This window comes from uncultured Acetatifactor sp. (genome assembly GCF_948601915.1).
Taxonomy (GTDB): domain Bacteria; phylum Bacillota; class Clostridia; order Lachnospirales; family Lachnospiraceae; genus Acetatifactor.
In genome coordinates, this window is sequence record NZ_CAPDXS010000053.1 from 10,984 (window position 1) to 30,414 (window position 19,431).

At 56.4% G+C, this 19,431-nt stretch carries 20 protein-coding genes; all 20 read right to left on the reverse strand.

Going from position 1 to position 19,431, the window contains the following annotated elements; all coding sequences use genetic code 11:
* Positions 1-736 precede the first annotated feature (736 nt).
* Positions 737-1,456 (reverse strand): sensor histidine kinase, encoded by a 720-nt coding sequence (locus Q2B33_RS10885; protein ID WP_300565705.1) that lies wholly within the window; start codon positions 1,454-1,456, stop codon positions 737-739.
* Between the two features lie 130 nt (positions 1,457-1,586).
* On the reverse strand, positions 1,587-2,324 hold the full coding sequence (locus tag Q2B33_RS10890) for a LytTR family DNA-binding domain-containing protein (RefSeq protein WP_300815451.1): 738 nt from the start codon (positions 2,322-2,324) through the stop codon (positions 1,587-1,589).
* Positions 2,325-2,379: 55 nt separating this feature from the next.
* Positions 2,380-3,699 carry an ATP-binding protein gene (locus Q2B33_RS10895; protein ID WP_300565709.1) on the reverse strand — a complete coding sequence of 440 codons (1,320 nt, stop codon included), beginning with the start codon at positions 3,697-3,699 and terminating at the stop codon, positions 2,380-2,382.
* Between the two features lie 143 nt (positions 3,700-3,842).
* On the reverse strand, positions 3,843-4,418 hold the full coding sequence (locus Q2B33_RS10900; protein WP_300565711.1) for a 5-formyltetrahydrofolate cyclo-ligase: 576 nt from the start codon (positions 4,416-4,418) through the stop codon (positions 3,843-3,845).
* Positions 4,419-4,460: 42 nt separating this feature from the next.
* On the reverse strand, positions 4,461-4,685 hold the full coding sequence (locus tag Q2B33_RS10905) for a DUF896 domain-containing protein (protein ID WP_296477897.1): 225 nt from the start codon (positions 4,683-4,685) through the stop codon (positions 4,461-4,463).
* A gap of 77 nt (positions 4,686-4,762) precedes the next feature.
* The gene (locus Q2B33_RS10910; protein WP_300565713.1) at positions 4,763-6,586 is read right to left on the reverse strand and encodes an NAD(P)/FAD-dependent oxidoreductase; all 1,824 of its coding nucleotides are present in this window, start codon (positions 6,584-6,586) and stop codon (positions 4,763-4,765) included.
* A gap of 15 nt (positions 6,587-6,601) precedes the next feature.
* Entirely contained in the window at positions 6,602-7,999 is a 1,398-nt protein-coding gene (locus Q2B33_RS10915) for an aminoacetone oxidase family FAD-binding enzyme (RefSeq protein ID WP_300565715.1), read from the reverse strand.
* A 16-nt stretch (positions 8,000-8,015) separates the two neighbouring features.
* Positions 8,016-8,747, reverse strand: coding sequence for a hypothetical protein (locus tag Q2B33_RS10920; protein WP_300565717.1), 732 nt, complete (start codon positions 8,745-8,747; stop codon positions 8,016-8,018).
* Positions 8,748-8,849: 102 nt separating this feature from the next.
* A complete protein-coding gene (locus Q2B33_RS10925) occupies positions 8,850-10,448 on the reverse strand; it encodes a hypothetical protein (RefSeq protein WP_300565720.1) in 1,599 nt (532 codons plus the stop codon).
* 14 nt (positions 10,449-10,462) lie between these two features.
* Positions 10,463-10,963: an rRNA maturation RNase YbeY gene (gene ybeY, locus Q2B33_RS10930; protein WP_300565721.1), complete on the reverse strand. Its 501-nt coding sequence runs from the start codon at positions 10,961-10,963 to the stop codon at positions 10,463-10,465.
* 80 nt (positions 10,964-11,043) lie between these two features.
* Positions 11,044-12,054 (reverse strand): PhoH family protein, encoded by a 1,011-nt coding sequence (locus Q2B33_RS10935; RefSeq protein ID WP_300565723.1) that lies wholly within the window; start codon positions 12,052-12,054, stop codon positions 11,044-11,046.
* A complete protein-coding gene (locus tag Q2B33_RS10940) occupies positions 12,047-13,270 on the reverse strand; it encodes a sporulation protein YqfD (RefSeq protein WP_300565725.1) in 1,224 nt (407 codons plus the stop codon). Before Q2B33_RS10940 ends, Q2B33_RS10935 begins: the two co-directional genes overlap by 8 nt.
* Positions 13,271-13,362: 92 nt before the next feature.
* Entirely contained in the window at positions 13,363-13,656 is a 294-nt protein-coding gene (locus Q2B33_RS10945; protein ID WP_300565727.1) for a YabP/YqfC family sporulation protein, read from the reverse strand.
* Positions 13,657-13,743: 87 nt separating this feature from the next.
* On the reverse strand, positions 13,744-15,048 hold the full coding sequence (locus tag Q2B33_RS10950) for a pyrimidine-nucleoside phosphorylase (protein ID WP_300565729.1): 1,305 nt from the start codon (positions 15,046-15,048) through the stop codon (positions 13,744-13,746).
* A 141-nt stretch (positions 15,049-15,189) separates the two neighbouring features.
* Positions 15,190-15,798, reverse strand: coding sequence for a hypothetical protein (locus Q2B33_RS10955; RefSeq protein ID WP_300565732.1), 609 nt, complete (start codon positions 15,796-15,798; stop codon positions 15,190-15,192).
* The gene (locus tag Q2B33_RS10960; RefSeq protein ID WP_296457835.1) at positions 15,795-15,977 is read right to left on the reverse strand and encodes a hypothetical protein; all 183 of its coding nucleotides are present in this window, start codon (positions 15,975-15,977) and stop codon (positions 15,795-15,797) included. Before Q2B33_RS10960 ends, Q2B33_RS10955 begins: the two co-directional genes overlap by 4 nt.
* Positions 15,978-16,206: 229 nt before the next feature.
* Entirely contained in the window at positions 16,207-17,346 is a 1,140-nt protein-coding gene (locus Q2B33_RS10965) for a glycosyl hydrolase family 18 protein (protein WP_300565735.1), read from the reverse strand.
* Positions 17,347-17,563: 217 nt separating this feature from the next.
* Positions 17,564-18,232, reverse strand: a complete 669-nt coding sequence (locus Q2B33_RS10970) for a hypothetical protein (protein ID WP_296457840.1) — start codon at positions 18,230-18,232, stop codon at positions 17,564-17,566.
* 66 nt (positions 18,233-18,298) lie between these two features.
* Positions 18,299-19,180, reverse strand: coding sequence for an AraC family transcriptional regulator (locus Q2B33_RS10975; RefSeq protein ID WP_300565738.1), 882 nt, complete (start codon positions 19,178-19,180; stop codon positions 18,299-18,301).
* Positions 19,181-19,243: 63 nt separating this feature from the next.
* Positions 19,244-19,431: hypothetical protein (locus Q2B33_RS10980; RefSeq protein WP_300822957.1), on the reverse strand; the 188-nt coding region annotated here is incomplete at its 5' end.

Sequence of the window (19,431 nt, forward strand, 5' to 3'; positions counted from 1 at the left end):
TGTAGCTCACCGCCCAGTCTCCACCCTGCATGGACTGATAGGCACGCCTGGTAATCTTCTTCTGCGGAATGCCCTTCTTCCATTCACCGTACTCTACATATTTATAGAGGCATTTCGTCTGCTTCAGGACGGCCTCGCCCAGCAGGATGTTGCGGAACGTATTTTCGTAGAAATAGGTTTTGGAGCCCGCCTGGGAGACCAGGGACTCCGCAATCAGCGCCACCCCGCCCGCAAGCGCTATCACTGCCAGCCCCTGAAAAAGCCCGCCCTCCGATACCTGGCTCAGCACGATGCCCGGCATCAGGATGCCGAGGAAGGGGAGCAGTATCCTGCCAAACATGGTAACGGCATGGTAGACTGCCACATGGGGGAATTCCCGGTAGAGCAGCCTGTAGTAATACCGGATGTTGGAGAGCAGGGGGTAGCTTGGCGTGCTCTCTGTCTTCTCCGGGATTTTATCCCTGCGGATGGTTTTCGGTCCGTTCCCGGTTCCTGTCCTGCCCATTGGCTTTTGCTTCATCGGCTCCTTTTTTCGTCTGGGCTCTTTTCGCGCTCCAATCATGGCTTTCATCCTTTCCAGACAGCGGTCTGAACTCTGTGCCTCTCTAACGCTGTCTAAACCTATTTTAGCGCATCCGCGAAAAAAAGAACCGTTTCTGCACGAACGGTTCCTCTTTTGCACGAAATGCATTCCATATCCGAGATATCCTGTGGCAGGCGAACCTTTGGCAGATTCCTACAGCGGCAGCAGAATCTCCGTGGCGAAGACATTGCCCTCATCCTGCCTGTTCAGATATCCTCTGTACTTTTTCACCACCTTGTCGATTCTGTACAGCCCGTAGCCATGGCTGTCCGTGCCCTTTGTGGAAAGGTACTTTCCAAAGCCCTTCCGGTAAGCGCCGTCCGCGGCGTTCATCACATAGATATAGAGGTTGTCCCTGACCTTCGCCATGTAGAAGCGCAGGAACCGCTCCTCCTGCGGCACCTTCAGGCAGGCCTCCATGGCGTTGTCCAGCAGGTTCCCGATCATGACGCTTAAATCCACCTCAGAGACAGGGAGATCCGGCGGCAGGGCGGCGGTGGCATCCACCCGGATGTCCCTGGCCTTCACCACGGAAAGCTTGCTGTTCAGGATGGCGTCCACCATGGCGTTCCCTGTGCGGATTTGAATGTCTACAGAATTGTAGTCATCCGTCAGCTCCCGCAGGTAACTCCCAAGCTGTTTCGTCTGTCCCATCTCCAGATAGGCCTGCATGGTCTGGAGATGGTTTTTGAAATCATGCCGCCAGCCCCTGGTCTGGCGGTACAGATTGTCCACCTCCTCGCAGTGCCTGCGGGTCAGGTCATCCTGGTATCTGGCAATCTGGCGCTCCGCCAAATGGCGGACGTACAGGCGGGTTCCCACAAGAGCCCCGGGAACCGCCGCTATCAATAATAGGATAATGTATTGGTCCATCCAATATATCCCTGCCTTTCAGTCAGCCTTTCTACGCATCATAGCATATGGCGATACGGATTGCAGGAGATCCGAGTCCTATCTGCCAGAAAGCGCTTCCGGCAGATTCCCGGAGCGATGGTTAGTATGCTTATTCCGTAAGGCCAGGCCCCACGAATGCCCTGATGAACCTGTCGTTCACCTCATTGTACATTCTGCGGCTCACGGGCACCAGCGCGCCGCCCTCCATGCCGATGTCCTGCCTGCCTACCCTGGATACCCTCCGCAGGTTCACCAGATAGGAGCGGTGGCAGAACAGGAAATCCCCGTGCCCTTCCAGCTTCTTCGCCAGTTCTCTGATTCCCAGCTTTAGCTGTAAGCGCTCTCCCATACATTCCAGCACGCAATAATGTCCTACCGCCTCCCCGTAGAGGATTCCGGACACGTCCGTCTTCACCAGCCCCTCCTCCGTGGGCAGGAGAATCCACTCCGCGTCCTCCTCCCGCCGCTTCAGGCACTTATCCAGGCATTCCCACACCTTCTCTTTGCGCAGGGGCTTCAACAGATAGTGCATGGCTTCCACTTCGTAGCCCTCCTGCATATAGTCGGCGATTCCGGTGGTGAATATGATGTTCAGCTTCTTTCCCTGCTCCCGAAGCCGCTTCGCAAGACTGATGCTGTCCGTCCCGCTCATCATGATGTCCAGGAAGAGCACATCGCAGCACTGCTGCCCGCACCACGCAAAGTAGAAGGCCTCGCTGGAAGTGAAGGCCTCCACCTCCACTTCCAGCCCTTCCCTGGCCCTCCACTCTTCGATATATTTCGTCAGGATGTCCCTGTGCGTCTGTTCATCGTCCACAATGGCAATGTGCAGCATGGCTCCTATCATCTCCCTGATAAATAGTAACCCATTTTCTCCTGTCCGTCAATGTCTCAAAGCTGTATCACCTTGCAAGCAGCCAGTCAATCAGGCCCATGGACTTAATCCCCTCATAGGAAGCATCAAGCCCGGGATTCAGAGACAATACAATCTTCTCATAATTGTCCGGAATCTTCTGCAAAGGGGCCAGCTCTCTGTTTCGGACGGTCTCGCTTGCCATGGATTCCGTCACCTGCACGTAAAGCTTATCATCGGCTTTCGTGGCAATGAAATCCACCTCGGCATTGTCCACCTTTCCGATAGCCACATCATAGCCTCTGCGCATCAGTTCGAAATACACTACATTCTCCAGCGCATGGCCGCTGTCCCGGTTTCGGAAGCCGAGCAGGTAGTTGCGCAGACCGATATCCACGATATAGAACTTGCCCAGAGTGCGCAGATATTCCTTGCCCTTGATGTCAAAACGCTTGATTTCATAGAAAAAATAGGATTCCAGCAAGGCGTCCACATAGGCCTGGATCGTATGTGCACTGGGGGTTCCCTTTCTCCTCCCGTCCTCCAGAAGCCCCTCATTGGACAAAGTCTTCCCAATGGAGGACACGGAAATGCTGCTGCCGATGTTGTCCGCCAGAAACAGGATAATCTTTCTAAGAAGCGCCGGATCCGTAATCCGCTTCTGCCCTCTGCGCTTTTCCCGCTCCAGGATGTCCCGGATGACCACAGTAGAATATATGCCGTCCAGCAGCGTCAATGCCCTTTCCTGATTCAGGCCCACATCCGCAATGCCCGGCATACCCCCGAAGCGCATATAGGCCTCAAAGACCTCCCTCATATCGTAGCGCTCGCCGCTTTTGTCAAAGACCTGTTTCCTCATGCCGCCCAGCGCGCTCTTTCCCTCCCTGACCTCAAAATCATGGAAATACAGGAATTCTCCAAAGGAGAGGGGGAGCATCTTAATCTCCACGCATCTGCCGGCCAGGTAAGTGGCGTATTCGGAAGACAGCAGCCATGCATTAGAGCCGGTTATATAGATATCGCAGTCAAAGTCCACACGGAAAGAATTCACCGTCTCTTCCCAGCCCGCAATCCGCTGTACTTCATCAAAGAAAAAGTACATGCGCTGCCCCTGGAGAACCCGCTGCTTCACGTAATCATAAAAGGTGTCCGCAGTCAGCTTTTGAAATGCATGGGATTCAAAGTTCATCTCCACGATCTGAGGAGCCGTGACACCCGTTTCCCTCAGATGGGCCACCATCAGCTTCAGCAGGCTGGATTTGCCGCAGCGCCGAATTCCCGTCACTACCTTTACAGGTTCTGTGTCGCGAAACGCGATGATTTTATCCAGATACAGATCCCGTCTTTTGAGTTGGCTGCCGTCTATCATGATGCATCTCTCCTTACAACGAGATTGTAGCACAAACTTTTGCAGAAATCAAGTTTTTGCACTGAAGTGCATAAACTTATATATTTCGACTTTTTTTGCATTGAAGCGCAGAAAATTCCATCCTGTCACTGCCTGGTAAACTGCTAGACGCAGATGACCTGGTAAGGCCTGATGTCTGTATGATCGGTAGGCAGCTCTTCCCGCAGTTGGCATCGATAGCCCACCGCTATGGTGTGGGCCTGTAGGACCGGCTTGTCCGCCAGGTATCTGTCGTAGAAGCCCTTGCCGTATCCCAGCCGGTTCCGGAATTGGTCAAAGGCCACGCCGGGCATCAGCAGGAGCGTCTGTTCTGCTCTGTCCGGAGTATAGATGTAGCGCTGCGCGTCTCCCGGGGGCTCCGGAATCCCTTTGTAGCCCGGGGCCAGATTTTCCAGGGCTTCTATCCTGAAAAAGGCCATCTCAGGATCTTTGTCCTTCAGAACCTTGGGCACGTATACCTTCTTGCCTGTCTTTAGCGCTTCTGTCAGGATCTCCATGGTGGAGATTTCGCTCCCGTAGCTCACATAGCAGAGGAGATATTCCGAGCGGCAGAACCACTGGTGCCCCAGGATGCGCTCCGTCAGCAGGGTGTCGCCTTTCTTTCGGGCTTCCGGGCTCAGGCTGTCCCTTTCGCGCAGGATGCTTCTTCTGATTTCGCGCTTTTCCGAGTCATGTTCCATTTGTCGTCCTTTCGGTGCATGGTCGTGTCATGGGTCGTAGGTTCAGCTTTCGCGGCGGGGCTTGCCGCCGAATTTTTCGCCCAGGTTCTCCATGGTGCCGTCGGGCCGCTCGATGGTGATGTTGTCAAGCTGGCCACGCAGGTTCGCTCTGACGCTTGCCACGTACTCCTTGCGCAGGCGGGCCTGTTCCGCTTTTTCCTCCTCGGTCAGGCCCTCGTTCTGGGATTTATGGTACAGCGCGTTGATTCGTGCGATTCTTTCGTCCATGTTCATGATTCTTGTCCCCTCTCTTCCTTTTCCCTATGATTGATCTGGTGATGCCGCTCTTGCTTGCCGTATCTCTTTTATGGCGCATACTCCCTGGCGATGGCCTCTGCCACCCGGATGCCGTCCATGGCCGCGGAAACGATTCCTCCGGCATAGCCCGCTCCTTCTCCGCAGGGATATAGTCCACGGATTTCCGACTGGAACTGTTCGTCCCGGTGAATCCGCACCGGTGACGAGGTGCGGCTCTCCACACCGGACAGGCAGGCATCCGAGCTGTCGAATCCGGCAATCTGCCTGCCGAAAACCTCCATTCCTTCCAAGATGGCCTGGTTGCATGATTTGGGGAGGATGCGGCTCACATCGGCCCAGGCCCACGCTCCCTTGCACTGGGGATACAGCTTGCCAGCAGTGTCCTGGGCATCAGTTTCCTGGCAATCCCCGCCCTGCGCATTTATTCCCTGCCCGTTTATGCCCTGGGCGAAATCTCCTGCCCGCTCCCGGATTCCTTCGGCCCCGTCCCCTTCCACGTGCCGCTTGCTTTCCACGCACCGTTTGAAATCGCCGTACCGCTGTACCGGAATCTTTCCGCCGCCCACGGCATATGCCCGCTCCTCCAGCCGACGCTGGAACGCGATTCCAGCCAAAGGATGCTCCGATTCGAAGTCATCCGGCGTGACGGTGACGATGATGGCGCTGTTGGCGTTTTTGCCGTCCCGGGCGCTGTAGCTCATGCCGTTGACTGCCGTGCGGTTTTCCTCGGAGGAGGCGTTGACCACGTAGCCGCCGGGGCACATGCAGAAGGAATAGACGCCCCTGCCGTCTCTGGCTTTCGCGGTCACCTTATAGGGGGCAGCGCCCAGGCCTCCCGGCTCTGACGTGCCGTACTGGCTGATGTCGATCATCCGCTGGGAGTGCTCCACCCGAAGCCCTACGGCAAAGGACTTGGCCTCCATGGGCACTCCCCTGTCAAGCAGCATGGAGAAGGTGTCCCGGGCGCTGTGGCCGATGGCAAGCACAAGCTGGCCGCATTCCAGGTACTGCCTGGGCTTCTCATCCGTAAGGCACGCTCCGTCCATAGGGTTTCCACATTCCAGGGAATGCCCCGCTACTGTAGAGCGCTCCCCCTGTACGGCAGGCCTCTCCACAGTCACGCCCTTCACGCGCCCAGCCTCCACATGGATATCCGCCACTCGGCTCTCGAAAAACACCTTTCCGCCCAGCCGGATAATCTCCTCCCGCATACGCCTCACCACATCGCAGAGCACGTCCGTGCCGATGTGGGGCTTGGCCTCATAGCAGATGCTCTCCTTTGCGCCGAATCTGACGAAGGTCTCCAGTACCGCTCTATTCCTGCCGTCCCTGTCCTTTACCAGCGTATTCAGCTTCCCGTCGGAGAATGTTCCTGCTCCGCCCTCGCCGAACTGCACATTGGAGGCTGGGTTCAGCTTCCCGTTCTCCCAGAAAACCTCCACGTCCCGTTTGCGCTCCTCTACGCATTTCCCCCGCTCCAGCAGTATGGGCCTATAGCCGTGCAGCGCCAGGAAATAGCCGCAGAACAGCCCTGCCGGTCCTGTCCCCACGATGACCACGGGGGCTTTCCGTTCCCGATTTCCGGGTGTCGGGAAACGGTACGCACAACGCCCTCCTTCCGGCCCTTCGGATCTGCACACCAGATTTTCCTTCCCCCGGAACCTATGTAGAATCCTGTCCTCGTCCTTTACAGCCACATCCACGGAATAGCTGTAGAAAATCACGGGCTTTTTTCGGGCATCGATGGACTGCCGGATAATTTTCAATTCCGTTATATTCTGTTCGGGCACCCGCAATATGGATGCGGCCTGTCTCTTAAGCTCCGCCGCCGTATGCCCTGTCCTCAATTTCACCTGATTGACCCGAAGCATCCAAACCTCCTGTCCTTATACGCGGGAAATCCGTTTTTCCCTGCAGCCTGCCGCCCCGCATCCCGCTATGAAGCCGCTGCACCAGGCCCACTGGAGATTGTAGCCGCCGCACCTGCCGTCCACGTCCAGAAGCTCTCCGGCAAAATAGAGGCCCGGCACCAGGCGTGACTCCAATTCTTCCGTCACCTCGTCCAGGGGCACTCCCCCTGCGCAGACCTGGGCGCTGTCATAGGGATTGCTGCCCACCACATGGACGCTCCAATGCCTGCACAGCGCGAAGACCTTCGCCAGCTTCCTTTCGTCCGCCTCTCCTACGCTTTCCGTGGCCTTCAGTCCGGCCAGCTTTATGAAGAGGGTCATGAGCTTTTTATGCAGCATCCCTGTAAAGAACTCCTCCACGGTGCGCTGCCCCTGCAGAAGCCTCCTGCCCGCGCACATCGCCGCGAAATCACTGTCCGTGTAATCCGGCAGGAAATCGATGACAACCTCCACTTCCCTGCCAGGCTCCTTTGGCTTATTTCCCTGTCTTCTTTTCTCTCCCCGCCTCGCTGACGCGCATCCTCCAGCAGCGGTCTGATCTGTCGCATTATCCGGATGCCTGAGAGAAGCGTCTCCTTCTCCGCCGCGGCCAGCCTCCCCGGGATTCTTCCCCAATAATATGTAATTCACGGTACGGCTCAGCTGGAACACGGGAATCCCTGAGATTCCGTACTCCGTCAGCTGCAGCTCCCCACGCTCTCTGCTTATGCATTTCCCCTGCCAGCAGACCGACAGCTCCGCATCCGCCCTGACTCCGGCTACTGCCTTCAGGCAGTCCTCCCTGCATCTGAGCTGTACCAGGGCCGGGACTGTGGGAACCAGGCTGTGCCCCAGCCCTTCCGCCAGCCGGTATCCGCTGCCGTCAGAGCCTGTCTTGGGCACCGCCTTCCCCCCGCAGGCCAGGATGACCCGGTCAAAGGAGCGGCCGCCCTCCCTGCCCTGAACGTTGAACTGCCTTGCCCTTCTGCCCAGCCGGATGGACTCCGCCTTAAAATCCGTCGCCACCTCCACGCCCGCGGCCCTGACCTCATAGCGCAGCACGTCGAGCACTGCCGCCGCCTGCTCGCAGGCCGGATACAGATAGCCGTTCCTGCTCTTTACCATCAGTCCGATCCCCTGAAAAAAGGAGATTGTGTCCGCCGTGCCGAACTGCCCCAGGAGCTTCTCCAGCAAATCCGGACATCCTGTGTAGTAGTCCTCGATGCCAAGCCTCTCGTTTCCCAGATTGCATTTCCCGTTGCCGGTGGACAGTATCTTCTTTCCCAGCCTGTCATTCCCCTCCAGCAGCGTGACCTTCGCCCCGCCCCTGGCCGCCGCGATCGCCGCCATCATCCCGGCGGCTCCGCCGCCTACGATGCCCACTGTATTTCCCATGAACCGCTCTCCTGTCCTAACTTGAATAATTCTCCAGAAAGCTGTAAAGCTCCTCCTCGTCCCTGATCCACATCATATCGATGATGTTCTGCTGCAGATGTGCCGGCAGGGAATCCAGGCTGATGTCCGTCTCGATATACACGGTCTTCCTGTCCTCCAGATAGACGATTACCTCATTGTCGTATGCCGCCAGATAGAAGCTGCTGCTGGGCTGGACGAATTTATAGTCCATCCTGACCACCACCCGCTCCCTGGAGAAGGACAGCACCTCCAGCCCCACGAAGCCCCGCTCCAGCTCGGACAGCGGAGGGAAAGCCTCATAGACCTCCATGGCCTGCAGGAACTGCTCCCTGTTCATGCCCACGTATTTGTCCGGCAGCCGCCATGTGGTCTCCACCACCGTGTGGTACAGCACATCCGTCTCCTCCAGCACGTACTTGGTGTCCACGCACAGGGTCTCCGCGGAGACCATGACTTCCTCCGCGTCCTCCGCCGTCTCAGCAGGCCCCTCCGCTCCGTCTCCTTCTGCTCCAGGCTCCGTCTCCTCCGGCACCGATCCCGCCTTCTGGCCAGAGGCCTGTCCATTCTCCGCGCTCTTCTCCACAGAGGCCCGGGGAATCTCCGCATCCTCCCCGGCCTCCTCTCTCTGGTAAAAGAACCAGGAGGACTTCACGCCCACATAAAAACCAATCCCCAGCACCAGCAGGGGATATACAATGAATAAGCTGATACATTTTACATACTTCATAGTATTCTCCTTGGAAATCACCTTCCACGGACATCTCTTCTTCTATTCGTAATCAGTATCAGCTATTTTCCTACTATTTATACAAATCCAGACCCCTTTGCCTCAAAAAATCCGCAGCAGCTGCCCCAGCCTGCCGATCAGCCGCCCGCCCGGAACCACCTCCAGCTCCTGTTCCTTGAAATTCCGGAGCAGCAAAAGCATAATCCAGTATATCAGTCCCGCCACCGCAAGCGCCACAAGCAGCATGGCCAGGCTGCCCAGACGCGCTGCGAACAGCTTCCTCATCAGCAGGCATATCAGCCCTGCCACGCCCCCGGCCCCCAAGGGTATCGCAAAAGTGCCCAGCCAGTCAGGCCGCACCCGCATCTGCCTGTAAGCAAAGACACCCAGCACCACGCACAGGACCCCGCCCGCCGCCAGGCCGCCGTACACAAGGGACAGGACGCCCACCTTGCCCATGCCGGCCAGGACGGCTATAGAGAAGACCACATCCGCCCCGCAGGCCGCTGCCAGCACAGAATATTTCTTCCCCATCGCGTGCAGGAGCCTCCTGAAATATCCGCAGAGCGGGATCAGCACAATCAATGCGGAGCCCTGTCGGAGCATGCGGGCCGCGGTCTGCGCGTTCTCCGGATGCAGGAGATCCGCAATCTGTTCCCCCATCACCGCCACGAACACTGCCAGGAAGATGCCGTGCACCAGGCCGATATGGACTCCGCTCTGGAACACCGTCCTGGCGAAGCGGTTCTCCTCCCGCTTAAAGCACTGGAAGATCCTGGCAATCACCGGCAATACCGCAATCCTGACCAAGGCCGTGACGATCCCGCACACCACCAGATATTTCCCCACATACAGGCCGTAATCCACAGCCGTCTGCCCTCCGGCCTCCCCGCTCCCGCCGAGGAACAGCAGCCCCAGCGCAAAGGGAAGGAACACGCACAGATCCGTGGCCCAATGAGGCCATCTGGCGCTGTGCAGATACCTGGCGCAGTCCCAGGCAGAGTCCGCCGCATACATCCCCTCCTGCTTTGCCCTCCGCTCGGAGCGGCGGCTCCCTCTGTAGACGAGACCAAGGAAAAGGATTACCGGCAGCTCCGAAAGGTTCACAGCCAGGGCGATTCCCAGGCCGCCGTACATGGCCACGAAATTCTCCTGCCGCAGCAAGCTGCCCACCTTTTCCCCATAGCCTCCCACCAGATGGCAGAACAGGATTCCGAATCCCAGCAGGAATGCCTGCCGCAGGATTCCGGCTATGGCCCTCGGCGCCTCCGAGCCCTCCCCCTGGAAATAGCCCGCCAGCACCGCGGAGACTGTCCGCAGCAGCACGGCCGGGGACATGGCCAGAAGAATCAGCCCGCTATAGGGGATCCGGAACAGCTTCTCCGCCACCACGCCGGAAAGCGCTGCCAGGCACAGGCTCACTGCCAGCCCCAGTATGGACTGGAACAGCATGGCGCTGCCACGCATCCTGGCGATATTCCTGTACTGTCCCTTGTTCTTCCTGGAGCGCAGCAGCCTCCCAAGCGCGTCCGACAGACCTCCGCTTATCATAATCCAAAATAACGTACATACCTGTACGGCCACTGCCGTATATGTGATTCCGTTATCTCCCGTCAGCCCTCCCAGGACATATATCGCAACGAACATCAATATATCGGAAAGCGCCTCCGCCTGGCGCCTTTTTGCCTCTGCCTGATTCATCCGCCGTCCCTCAATCAATCTCTCGTGATGCCCAATCCCGTCAGTATCTCTTCCTGCCTGCGCTCCATCCGCGCCCGCTCTTCCTCTTCCATATGGTCATAGCCGCACAAGTGGAGCATGCTGTGGGCCACAAGGAAAGCGAATTCCCGCCTGACGCTGTGCCCGTACTCCTGCGCCTGCCCATACACCCTGTCCACGGAAATCATGATATCCCCCAGCACCAGCTCCCCGGTCTCCGGGTCGAAATAATCCGCCTCGCTGTCCTCGCCGATGTCGAAGACACCCTCCTCTTCAAAGTCCACATTGGGAAAGGAGAGGACGTCCGTCTCCCTGTCAATGCCCCTGTACTCCCGGTTCATCTCACGTATGCCTCTGTCGTCCGTCAGCAGGACGTTCACCTGGGCCTCATAGGGGCAGCCCTCCGCCTCCAGCACCGCCTCGCACACCAGCCTTGCCGTATCCTCCGCGGAAAAGTGAAATTCCCGCTCCGTCTCGTTCTCCATGTATAAATTCATCCCTGTCGCTTCCTTCCCCTGACCCCAGTCCGGAAGAATGCCCGCACTATGGGCATTCTTCTGTGTGAAGCTTAAGCTTCTCAGCGGGCGCCTCTTTTCACACCGCGTTCCTTATTCCTCCGGCTCCTGGCCGCTTCCTTTCCCTCGAAGTCCTCATAGGCCTTGACGATCTTCTGCACCAGCGGGTGGCGCACCACGTCCTTGCTGGTCAGTGTGCAGAAAGCGATGTCGTCTATCCCCCGCAGCACCCTGGCGGCGATGTCCAGCCCTGATTTCGCGTCCGGAGGCAGATCCTTCTGGGAATCGTCCCCCGTGACCACCACCTTGGAGCCGAAACCGATGCGGGTCAGGAACATCTTCATCTGGGCCGGCGTGGTGTTCTGGGCCTCGTCCAGGATGATGTAGGCATTGTCCAGCGTGCGCCCTCTCATGTAGGCCAGGGGCGCCACCTCTATCAGGCCCTTCTCCATATTTTTGGCAAAGCTTTCCGCCCCCATGATCTGGTACAGGGCATCGTACAGGGGCCGCAGATAGGGATCCACCTTGCTCTGCAGGTCTCCCGGCAGGAAGCCCAGCTTCTCCCCGGCCTCGATGGCAGGTCTGGTGAGGATGATCCTGCCCACCTCATCGTTCTTGAATGCCGTTATCGCCATGGCCATGGCCAGATAGGTCTTCCCCGTTCCGGCCGGGCCTATGCCGAATACCAGCATATTCTTCCGGATAGCGTCCACATATGCCTTCTGCCCAAGCGTCTTTGGCTTGATCGGCTTGCCGTTCACCGTGTGGCAGATGCAGTCCCCGTCTATCTGCGCCAGCGCCTCCTCTTTCTCTTCCATCCCCAAAGCAATCGCGTAATCCACGTTCTGTTCCTCGATTTCGTTTCCCCTGCCGGAAATGATGGACAGTTGTTCCAGGACGCTCCTGGCCCGCTTCACCATCTCCTCTTTTCCGGTAATCGTCAGTTGCCCGTTGCGGTCTACGATGGCTACGCCAAAGTCCCGCTCCATCTTCTTCACGTATGCGTCCTGCATACCGAATATCTTCTGCATATGCGCTGTAGGCATATCCATCCTTACCGTAAATTCATCCATCTGTCCCTGTTTCCCCAACCTCGATTCTTTCCGTTTCAGCGCTTTTCCCCACAGGCTCCTGCACCAGGAATTCCCCCGTCAGCGCCCATGCTTCGCTGCCTTTTTCTATTCTAACATTTTTTTCAATAATTTGTACCCCTTTTTCCTCTAATTCTGCAAGAAAATCCATTAATTTTTGATTAAGATGCGCTCTTGCCTCTTCTTCCGTATATTTGTATTCCATATTTTGATACTCCCGGTACGTCACGGTGCCCCAGAACACAGGCACAGACAGCTTCTCCAGCATCAGGGGCCTGCTCTCTCTGATTACGCTGTCGTAGACAAGGAAGGGACGGTCCTCCGGCATCGCCCAAGACCTTTCCCCCAGCTTTATGTAATGGCTGCTCTTCTCCCGGCCCGTGTACTTTTTCTCGATGTGGTCGAAGGGCAGGCTGGCGGTGAACGCCGACGCGTGCTCCAGCATGATGTCCGCGTCCGCGTCCACGTAGCTGTACTCCCGCACGGTGGCGTCCTCATTGTAGACGGGGACCTTTCCCTCCACCAGCACCGTCCCCTTCTCCACCGTGTCGCCGATCGCCACCTTCGGGACGCCGCTCCTGACGATAATCGACACCACTCTGCCATCGTATTCCGCCACCAGATCCGTCCCGGGCGTGTTCTTCTGCTCTTCCGTGCTCATGGGGGCATCGTTCTCCTTGATGTCTATCAGCAGCTTCGTGCCGTCCAGGCGGGCGGAGGCCCAGGTGATCTGAGGGAACTGTCTGCGTATCTGCTTCTCCAGTTCCTGGATGTCCAGGTCGTCCCGCCGCATGCCGATCCGCACCTGGTTCTCCTTCAGGAAGTTCTGGAACACATCATCGGTGATTTGATAGTTTCCGCTCAGGTGGATGTCCCAGATGAACAGAGAGGACAGCATCCAGAAAGCGACGGCCAGAACCAGCCCCAGGACGAACATCTTGCGCTTCAGAAGCCCGGGCAGAAAAAAGGGCAGTCCATATCTTTCCAGTATGGCTACCCTTGTCCCTGTCTTTTTTGCGATAGGCCTTATCTCCCAGAATCCCTTCAGGGTGATGTTCATGTAGTAGACATCGCCCTCCCTGACGATGTCCCACAGCAGTATGCCCTTATTGCTGCACAGGTTCATGAACCGCTCCGGGGAGAAGCCCCAGACGCGGACGCGCAGATATCCCTTCATATATTTCAGAAATCTAATCATGGCCTGTTCCTTTCCGATTCCGCAATCGCCCTCCGGTTTGCCGCGCTCTATACGCATGCGCCGGAAGCCCATTCCGCTTCCGGCACATTCCTTCACAGATACCTGACACAGCTGATGCATCCGCTGATCTTCATGTCCTCATTGGTATAATAATCGATGGAAAGCCTGGCCCCCTCAAAGCAGACCTGACAAGTCCTGCCCTGAAGCAGTATATGGCTCTCCGTATACTCCAGAAGCCCCCTGTAATTCTCGATCCATGCCTCCCGGTTGCCCGTCAGCGTCACCTTCATGGCGCCCATGCAGATGTCCTTGGGGAACCGCAGGGAGTCGATCAGGGATTCCTTTCTCTCCTCGTTCCTCTGGATGCGGTCATTGTTTCTTTTCATATTCCCATTATATTACCGCCGCCTTAAAACTATGCCCCCTTTCCTCCCGGGCGTCCTCTCATCCGGGCCTGCCGGAGGAATGACGCCCTACCGGAGGATGTTCTTGATGAAAGGCATCCTCTCCGGGGCCTCTCCGGCAATGGTGCAGGCCTTCAGATAGCGCGCCCGGGCCTGTTCCGCTCTGTCGGCGTCATTGGCGTGTATCACCGCCAGGGGCTCTCCGGCCTCCACGTAATCTCCCACCTTTTTGCACAGCACCAGCCCCACGGACAGGTCTATCTCGCTCTCCTTGGTCTCCCGGCCCCCGCCTAATATCAGGGAGCAGATACCCACCTCATCGCAGACGATACGGGACAGATACCCGCTCTCCGGCGCTGCCACAGGCTCCTGGATGGCCGCCTGGGGCAGGAGCTCGGGATGGTACACGGCGCTGCCGTCCCCGCCCTGGGCCTCCACGAATTCCGCAAGCTTGCCCAACGCGCTACCGTCCGCAATCACAGCCCGCAGCATCTCCTCCGCCTCCCGGGCGCTTTCCGCCTTTCCGCCCGCCATCAGCATCTGGCTCCCCAGAGTCAGGCACAGCTCCAGGAAGTCCTCGGGGCCGTTTCCCCTCAGGGTCTCGATGGCCTCCCTGACCTCCAGGGCGTTCCCCACCGCAAAGCCCAGGGGCTGGTCCATGTCGGAGATCACCGCAACGGTCCTGCGCCCGGCGTTCTTTCCGATCTTCACCATCTCCTCCGCCAGGGCTTTTGCCTCCGCCTCCTGCTTCATGAACGCGCCGCTGCCCGTCTTCACGTCCAGCACGATGGCATCCGCCCCGGCGGCCAGCTTCTTGCTCATGATGGAGCTGGCAATCAGGGACAGATTGTCCACCGTGGCCGTCACGTCCCGCAGGGCGTAGAGCTTCTTGTCCGCGGGGGCCAGGTCGGCGGTCTGCCCCATGATGGCGATGCCGATCCGGTTCACGTTATCAATGAAGCGCTCCGTGGTGAGGGCCGTGGTGAAGCCCGGGAAGCTCTCCAGCTTGTCGATGGTGCCGCCGGTATGGCCCAGCCCCCTGCCGCTCATCTTCGCCACGGGGATGCCACAGGCGGCCACCATGGGAGCCAGGGCCAGGGACGTCTTGTCGCCCACGCCTCCCGTGCTGTGCTTATCCACCTTTACGCCCCTGATGCCGGACAGGTCCAGCCTGTCGCCGCTGTCCGCCATGGCCATGGTCAGAGCCAGGGTCTCGGCCTCTGTCATCTTCCGGAAATAAATCGCCATCATCAGGGCTGACACCTGGTAGTCCGGAATCTCGCCCTTTGTGTAGCCCCCGATAAAGAAGTCTATCTCTTCCTTTGAGAGCTCGCCGCCGTTCCTTTTTTTCATGATGATATCGTACATTCTCATAGCATCTTGCCTCCTTACACACTTAGGCCTTCACTAAAATCTTCCATTTCCCGCCAGTGCAAGAGAATCCTATACCGCATTCTCCGGAAAAAGCGCGGGATGGCTTATCCTTGACATAAAGCCACCAATCCCGGCGCACTTTTATGTATTATAGTAACGGCTCCAGTATTCAGTGAAGTCAATCTTTTTGTACAGTGTATATAATTTTTCTTCATTCAGCTCATCATATAATTTGCGGAATCCTTTGTCTTTATAGACACACTCAAACATCTTTTCTCTGCACTCTAAAATGACCAAATTGCCACCGACCACCTGCGCTGCAATGCTGATTGAATGATAGCATTCATTCAATATCTGCTCGCCGCTTATTTCATCGGCTTTATATGCATCGTTTCGGCCCAACTGTCCTATTAGATATGCTGGTATGCTTTTCAGAGAGTCTCTTCCCGGGTAGTCTCCTAACATTTTCCTCTTTCTTTTAGCAGATAGTTCTGATATATCGATTGCTTTCTGTGCAATTGTATAATAGGCCATAACAGAAAAAATGCCCTGCTCAAGTTCATTAAGGTCAATGAGCAGGTATGTTTTTCCAATATTTGCCCTTTCATATGTGACTGCCTTATTTATTAAAAAATTCTCTAAATCAACTTCCCGTTGACAAGAGAACTTTTTAAAGGATTGCTCAATTTTGCTTATATCATATTCATCGTTCAAAAGTACGCCTAACGCTATCACCTTGTATGCTTTCATCTATTTCCTAACGCCCTTTTCATCTTTTCTCTCAAATCGGTATCCTGGGCCAAATTGGCTGAATGGGAATGAAAATCTTTACGCAGCGTAGGATGTACTGTTTTCGACATCTCTGATACAAACTCGGCAGCTTTGTTCGCCCTTACAGAAAATTGTTTGCCAAAAGTAGACGTGGCCATATTACCTCCTCCCTTCTTTCGCATATATTATGCCCTCTCTTCATGCTTATAGTACCATATTCATCAAAATAAATCTACATATTTTTTCAGAAATCTGCATTTCCCGTCCGGCTTTCAGAATATGCTCCGTCTCCAGCCTGGCCCACATGCCGGGCATTGACCGCACCTATTTCTGCAGCATCTTTATGCACCAGATGGGCCATTCTCCCAAGCAGTACATCCAGTCTGTTCATTCTTTCCGGATATAGAACCGGTCCCGCAGAAGCAGCCAGTTGGCCCGGAACCACTGCATAATCTGCCAGTAGCCGCAGCCCCGCAGGCCGTACTCCTCCATCAGGGAAAACTTGGCCGACAGGCTCCTCACGTCCTCGAACCACACCTCATGGGCGACTCCGTCAGCCGTATATTTGAAATAAGGGCTCTCCGCCACATCGTCGAAACGGATTTCCGCTCCCTGCTCCACGGCAATCCGAACGGCCTGCACATTGTTGACGGTGGCCGCTTTGGTGACGCCCCTCTCATAGGGCAGGGGCCAGTCGTAGCCGTAGTTGGGGATGCCTAAGTCTATCTTTGAGGCAGGGATTTCGGTCAGGGCGTACTCCACCACCCTGCGCACCTGGTTTATGGGGGCTACGGCCATGGGCGGGCCGTAAGTATACCCCCATTCGTACGTCATCAGCAGCACATGATCCGCCGCCTCCCCCAGCGCCCGGTAATCCTTCCCCTGGTACAGCAGCCCCTCCTGGTCCGCGCTGGTCTTTGGGGCAAGGGCCACGGAGGTCTGGTAGCCCTCCTCCCGCATGGCCTCCGCCACCTGCCGCACAAAATCCGAAAAGGCATCCCTGTCTTCGGCCAGGATGTACTCGAAGTCGATGTCCACGCCCACATACCCCTTCTCCCCCATGGCATCCAGCAGATTGCGGATCAGGTTCGCCGTATACGCCTCATTGTTCACCACGGAATGTATGAGCCGGTTGTTGAAGTTCCCGTCGGGGCCGAAGGGCGTCAGGGTCAGGATGGGCATGGCATCGAAGCGGACGGCCTCCGCGATCATCCAGGCATCGTCCCCCAGGTTCGGCGGCAGGAGCGCGCCCTCTTCCGTAAATCCGTACGAAAAGACGCGCAGTTCCGTCAGGAAGGGCAGCGTCTGTTCCAGCACCCAGGGGCTGATGAAGGGATAGGCATAGCCGCTGACCGCTGCCGCCCTGTCCGCCTCCCCGGCGTAGCCGTTTACCAAAAGAGCTTGCCCAACGGCAAGCTCATACGGATACACCAATTGATTGTCATATATCAGCAGTTCTACATTGGCGTCCAGCGCCCTGGCGATGCTGTCCACGCTGTCCCCGGGTCTCACCACATAGATTTCCATACAGCCTTCCCTCTGAAACCGCCGCTGTCCCGGAATCCGGAAAGCGGCTGCCGTCTTTGCTTATGGTATCTATATTCGTGCGGCCGTTCTTTTATGTATCCAAATGACGGCTCCGGCGCTCGGTCCATGGCAAATCTTACAAAGAGGGCCTTCGCAGCCACTGGAAAACTGCGAAGGCCCTTTTACTAACCCAGACAGCGAATGCCCATCTTCCGTACTAACACTTGATCTCCAGATACCCCAGAAGCTTGGACATGTCATACTCCTCCAGCACGCCCAGGTTGGAGTCATAGTATTTCCCGTCAAAATGCACCAGGTAATGACAGAACCGTCCCATCTTCTCCATCATGATGCAGCACCTGGGCAGCACGGTGTCTCTCCCTTCCGTATAATTGATGACATCAGCGTGGTCGATTCCGTAATAGTTCAGGGCGGAAATCATCATGCCCATAGTAGCCTGCCACTCCCTGCAGTCCATGACGGTAATGACCTCCGCTATGGTATTCCCCGCCAGCATGGCCACGCAGGACTGGCCGCAGAGCCCGTCTTCCGGCTGGATGATGACATTTATGCTGTCAATCTTGCGGATGGGATTCTCCACGCTGTAGGGGCTGTTCTGATCCATGCGAATCAGGGATCCCGTGATGTGGAGCACGATTTTGTGCGGCACTCCCAGCTCCACGCTGACGGCATCCTCATCCCCGATATGGATTTCATAATTGCCCTTCTCCTTGGGGAGCAGCTCGCAGTTGATGAGCTTGTTGTCCAAAATCACCTCGCCCTTGATGACGTCCCTCTGCTTGCAGACTTCCCATACATTGAAGGGAATCTGAATCATATAGCCCTTTTCCTTCTTCTCGACCACTGATTCAAAAAAATACTTCATCTCTTACCTCCATTCCGTTTTTGGTTGAAACATCTTTTCAAAAATCTAACGTCTGATGTTTTCCCGTCATGTGTCCACCCAGCCGTGCCTTGCCTGGGAGGGAGAAATCCCGTACCGCTTCTTGAAAAGCTTGCTGAAATGGTACGCGTCGTCATAGCCCACCTGGGCCGCCACCTCCTGGATGCTCCCCTCATAACCGCCCTCCAGCAGCTCCTTGGCCTTCTCCAGCCGGATATTAATCAGGTACCTGATCGGCGCGTTCCCCGTCTCGCTCTTGAAGATCCGCGAGATATAGAACGGGCTTAAGTACATGTTCTCCGCAATCTGATCCAGGGAAATCTTCTCGCTGTAGTGATCCTCGATATAGTTCATGATCTGCTCCACCACGTATTTCTTGTTGGCGGACTCAAAGGCGCAGCCCACCGGCCGCTCCATGGGCTCGCACCGCTCCCTGATCACCAGAAGGAGCATCTGCATCAGATAGGCCTTCATCATGAAATACCGCCCCTGCCTGCGCACGGCGTTCTCCGCCTCCATGGCGGAGCAGATCCGCAGCAGCCTCTGGCGCAGCTCCCCCGTGGTGTGGAGGATATGCTGCCCGTCGGGAAGCGGCAGGAAATTGTCCTTGCAGCCCGCGATCCGGATATCCGAAAAGCCCACGAAGAATTCCGTGGACGGCGTCTCCGCCTCGGGACAGTTCAAGGACTGGTGCCTGTCTCCGGGATTGATGATGAGCAGATCTCCCTCCTGCACCGTGTAAATAGTGTCCTCAATGCGATATTTCCCCTCACCTGAGAAAATATACGCAATCTCCAGGAAGTCGTGGCTGCGGTATTCGGATGCCTTCATCCCCTTCTGCCTGGTTCCCTTCCATATAAAGAGGAAAGTAGGATCCATCTCGTCGATGAAAATCTCGCCTGCCTGCTGCTTTTTTGTCTCTACACACATGTCTTCGTCTTTCTGCCTTTACGCGAAATTTCGTCTATAGGTTGCCCCATCGATCCTGTTTTCTTATTTTACCCTTTTTGGGTTCAAAAGTAAAACCCTTTTTTCATTTCCGGGTACAAAATTTTCCATCAAGGGTGCAAGATACTCCATTTCCTTTTGTATCCCAAAAAGTACAATGTACCATAAGCCCGCAAACAATAAATAGGCGGATGGAATGCCAAAAAAACGACACAGGCGTTCCGGGGAGGATT

Bases quoted from the DNA above. Each gene is read 5' to 3' on its own strand.
- Q2B33_RS10885 (WP_300565705.1), bottom strand. From the start codon at position 1,456: ATGGACCAATACATTATCCTATTATTGATAGCGGCGGTTCCCGGGGCT.
- Q2B33_RS10915 (WP_300565715.1), bottom strand. From the start codon at position 7,999: ATGGGAAATACAGTGGGCATCGTAGGCGGCGGAGCCGCCGGGATGATG.
- Q2B33_RS10890 (WP_300815451.1), bottom strand. From the start codon at position 2,324: ATGATAGGAGCCATGCTGCACATTGCCATTGTGGACGATGAACAGACG.
- Q2B33_RS10905 (WP_296477897.1), bottom strand. From the start codon at position 4,685: ATGGACGAAAGAATCGCACGAATCAACGCGCTGTACCATAAATCCCAG.
- Q2B33_RS10910 (WP_300565713.1), bottom strand. From the start codon at position 6,586: ATGCTTCGGGTCAATCAGGTGAAATTGAGGACAGGGCATACGGCGGCG.
- Q2B33_RS10895 (WP_300565709.1), bottom strand. From the start codon at position 3,699: ATGATAGACGGCAGCCAACTCAAAAGACGGGATCTGTATCTGGATAAA.
- Q2B33_RS10900 (WP_300565711.1), bottom strand. From the start codon at position 4,418: ATGGAACATGACTCGGAAAAGCGCGAAATCAGAAGAAGCATCCTGCGC.
- Q2B33_RS10955 (WP_300565732.1), bottom strand. From the start codon at position 15,798: ATGAAAGCATACAAGGTGATAGCGTTAGGCGTACTTTTGAACGATGAA.
- Q2B33_RS10925 (WP_300565720.1), bottom strand. From the start codon at position 10,448: ATGAATCAGGCAGAGGCAAAAAGGCGCCAGGCGGAGGCGCTTTCCGAT.
- ybeY (WP_300565721.1), bottom strand. From the start codon at position 10,963: ATGAATTTATACATGGAGAACGAGACGGAGCGGGAATTTCACTTTTCC.
- Q2B33_RS10975 (WP_300565738.1), bottom strand. From the start codon at position 19,180: ATGTGTGTAGAGACAAAAAAGCAGCAGGCAGGCGAGATTTTCATCGAC.
- Q2B33_RS10970 (WP_296457840.1), bottom strand. From the start codon at position 18,232: ATGAAGTATTTTTTTGAATCAGTGGTCGAGAAGAAGGAAAAGGGCTAT.
- Q2B33_RS10920 (WP_300565717.1), bottom strand. From the start codon at position 8,747: ATGAAGTATGTAAAATGTATCAGCTTATTCATTGTATATCCCCTGCTG.
- Q2B33_RS10965 (WP_300565735.1), bottom strand. From the start codon at position 17,346: ATGGAAATCTATGTGGTGAGACCCGGGGACAGCGTGGACAGCATCGCC.
- Q2B33_RS10935 (WP_300565723.1), bottom strand. From the start codon at position 12,054: ATGGATGAATTTACGGTAAGGATGGATATGCCTACAGCGCATATGCAG.
- Q2B33_RS10960 (WP_296457835.1), bottom strand. From the start codon at position 15,977: ATGGCCACGTCTACTTTTGGCAAACAATTTTCTGTAAGGGCGAACAAA.
- Q2B33_RS10945 (WP_300565727.1), bottom strand. From the start codon at position 13,656: ATGAAAAGAAACAATGACCGCATCCAGAGGAACGAGGAGAGAAAGGAA.
- Q2B33_RS10940 (WP_300565725.1), bottom strand. From the start codon at position 13,270: ATGATTAGATTTCTGAAATATATGAAGGGATATCTGCGCGTCCGCGTC.
- Q2B33_RS10950 (WP_300565729.1), bottom strand. From the start codon at position 15,048: ATGAGAATGTACGATATCATCATGAAAAAAAGGAACGGCGGCGAGCTC.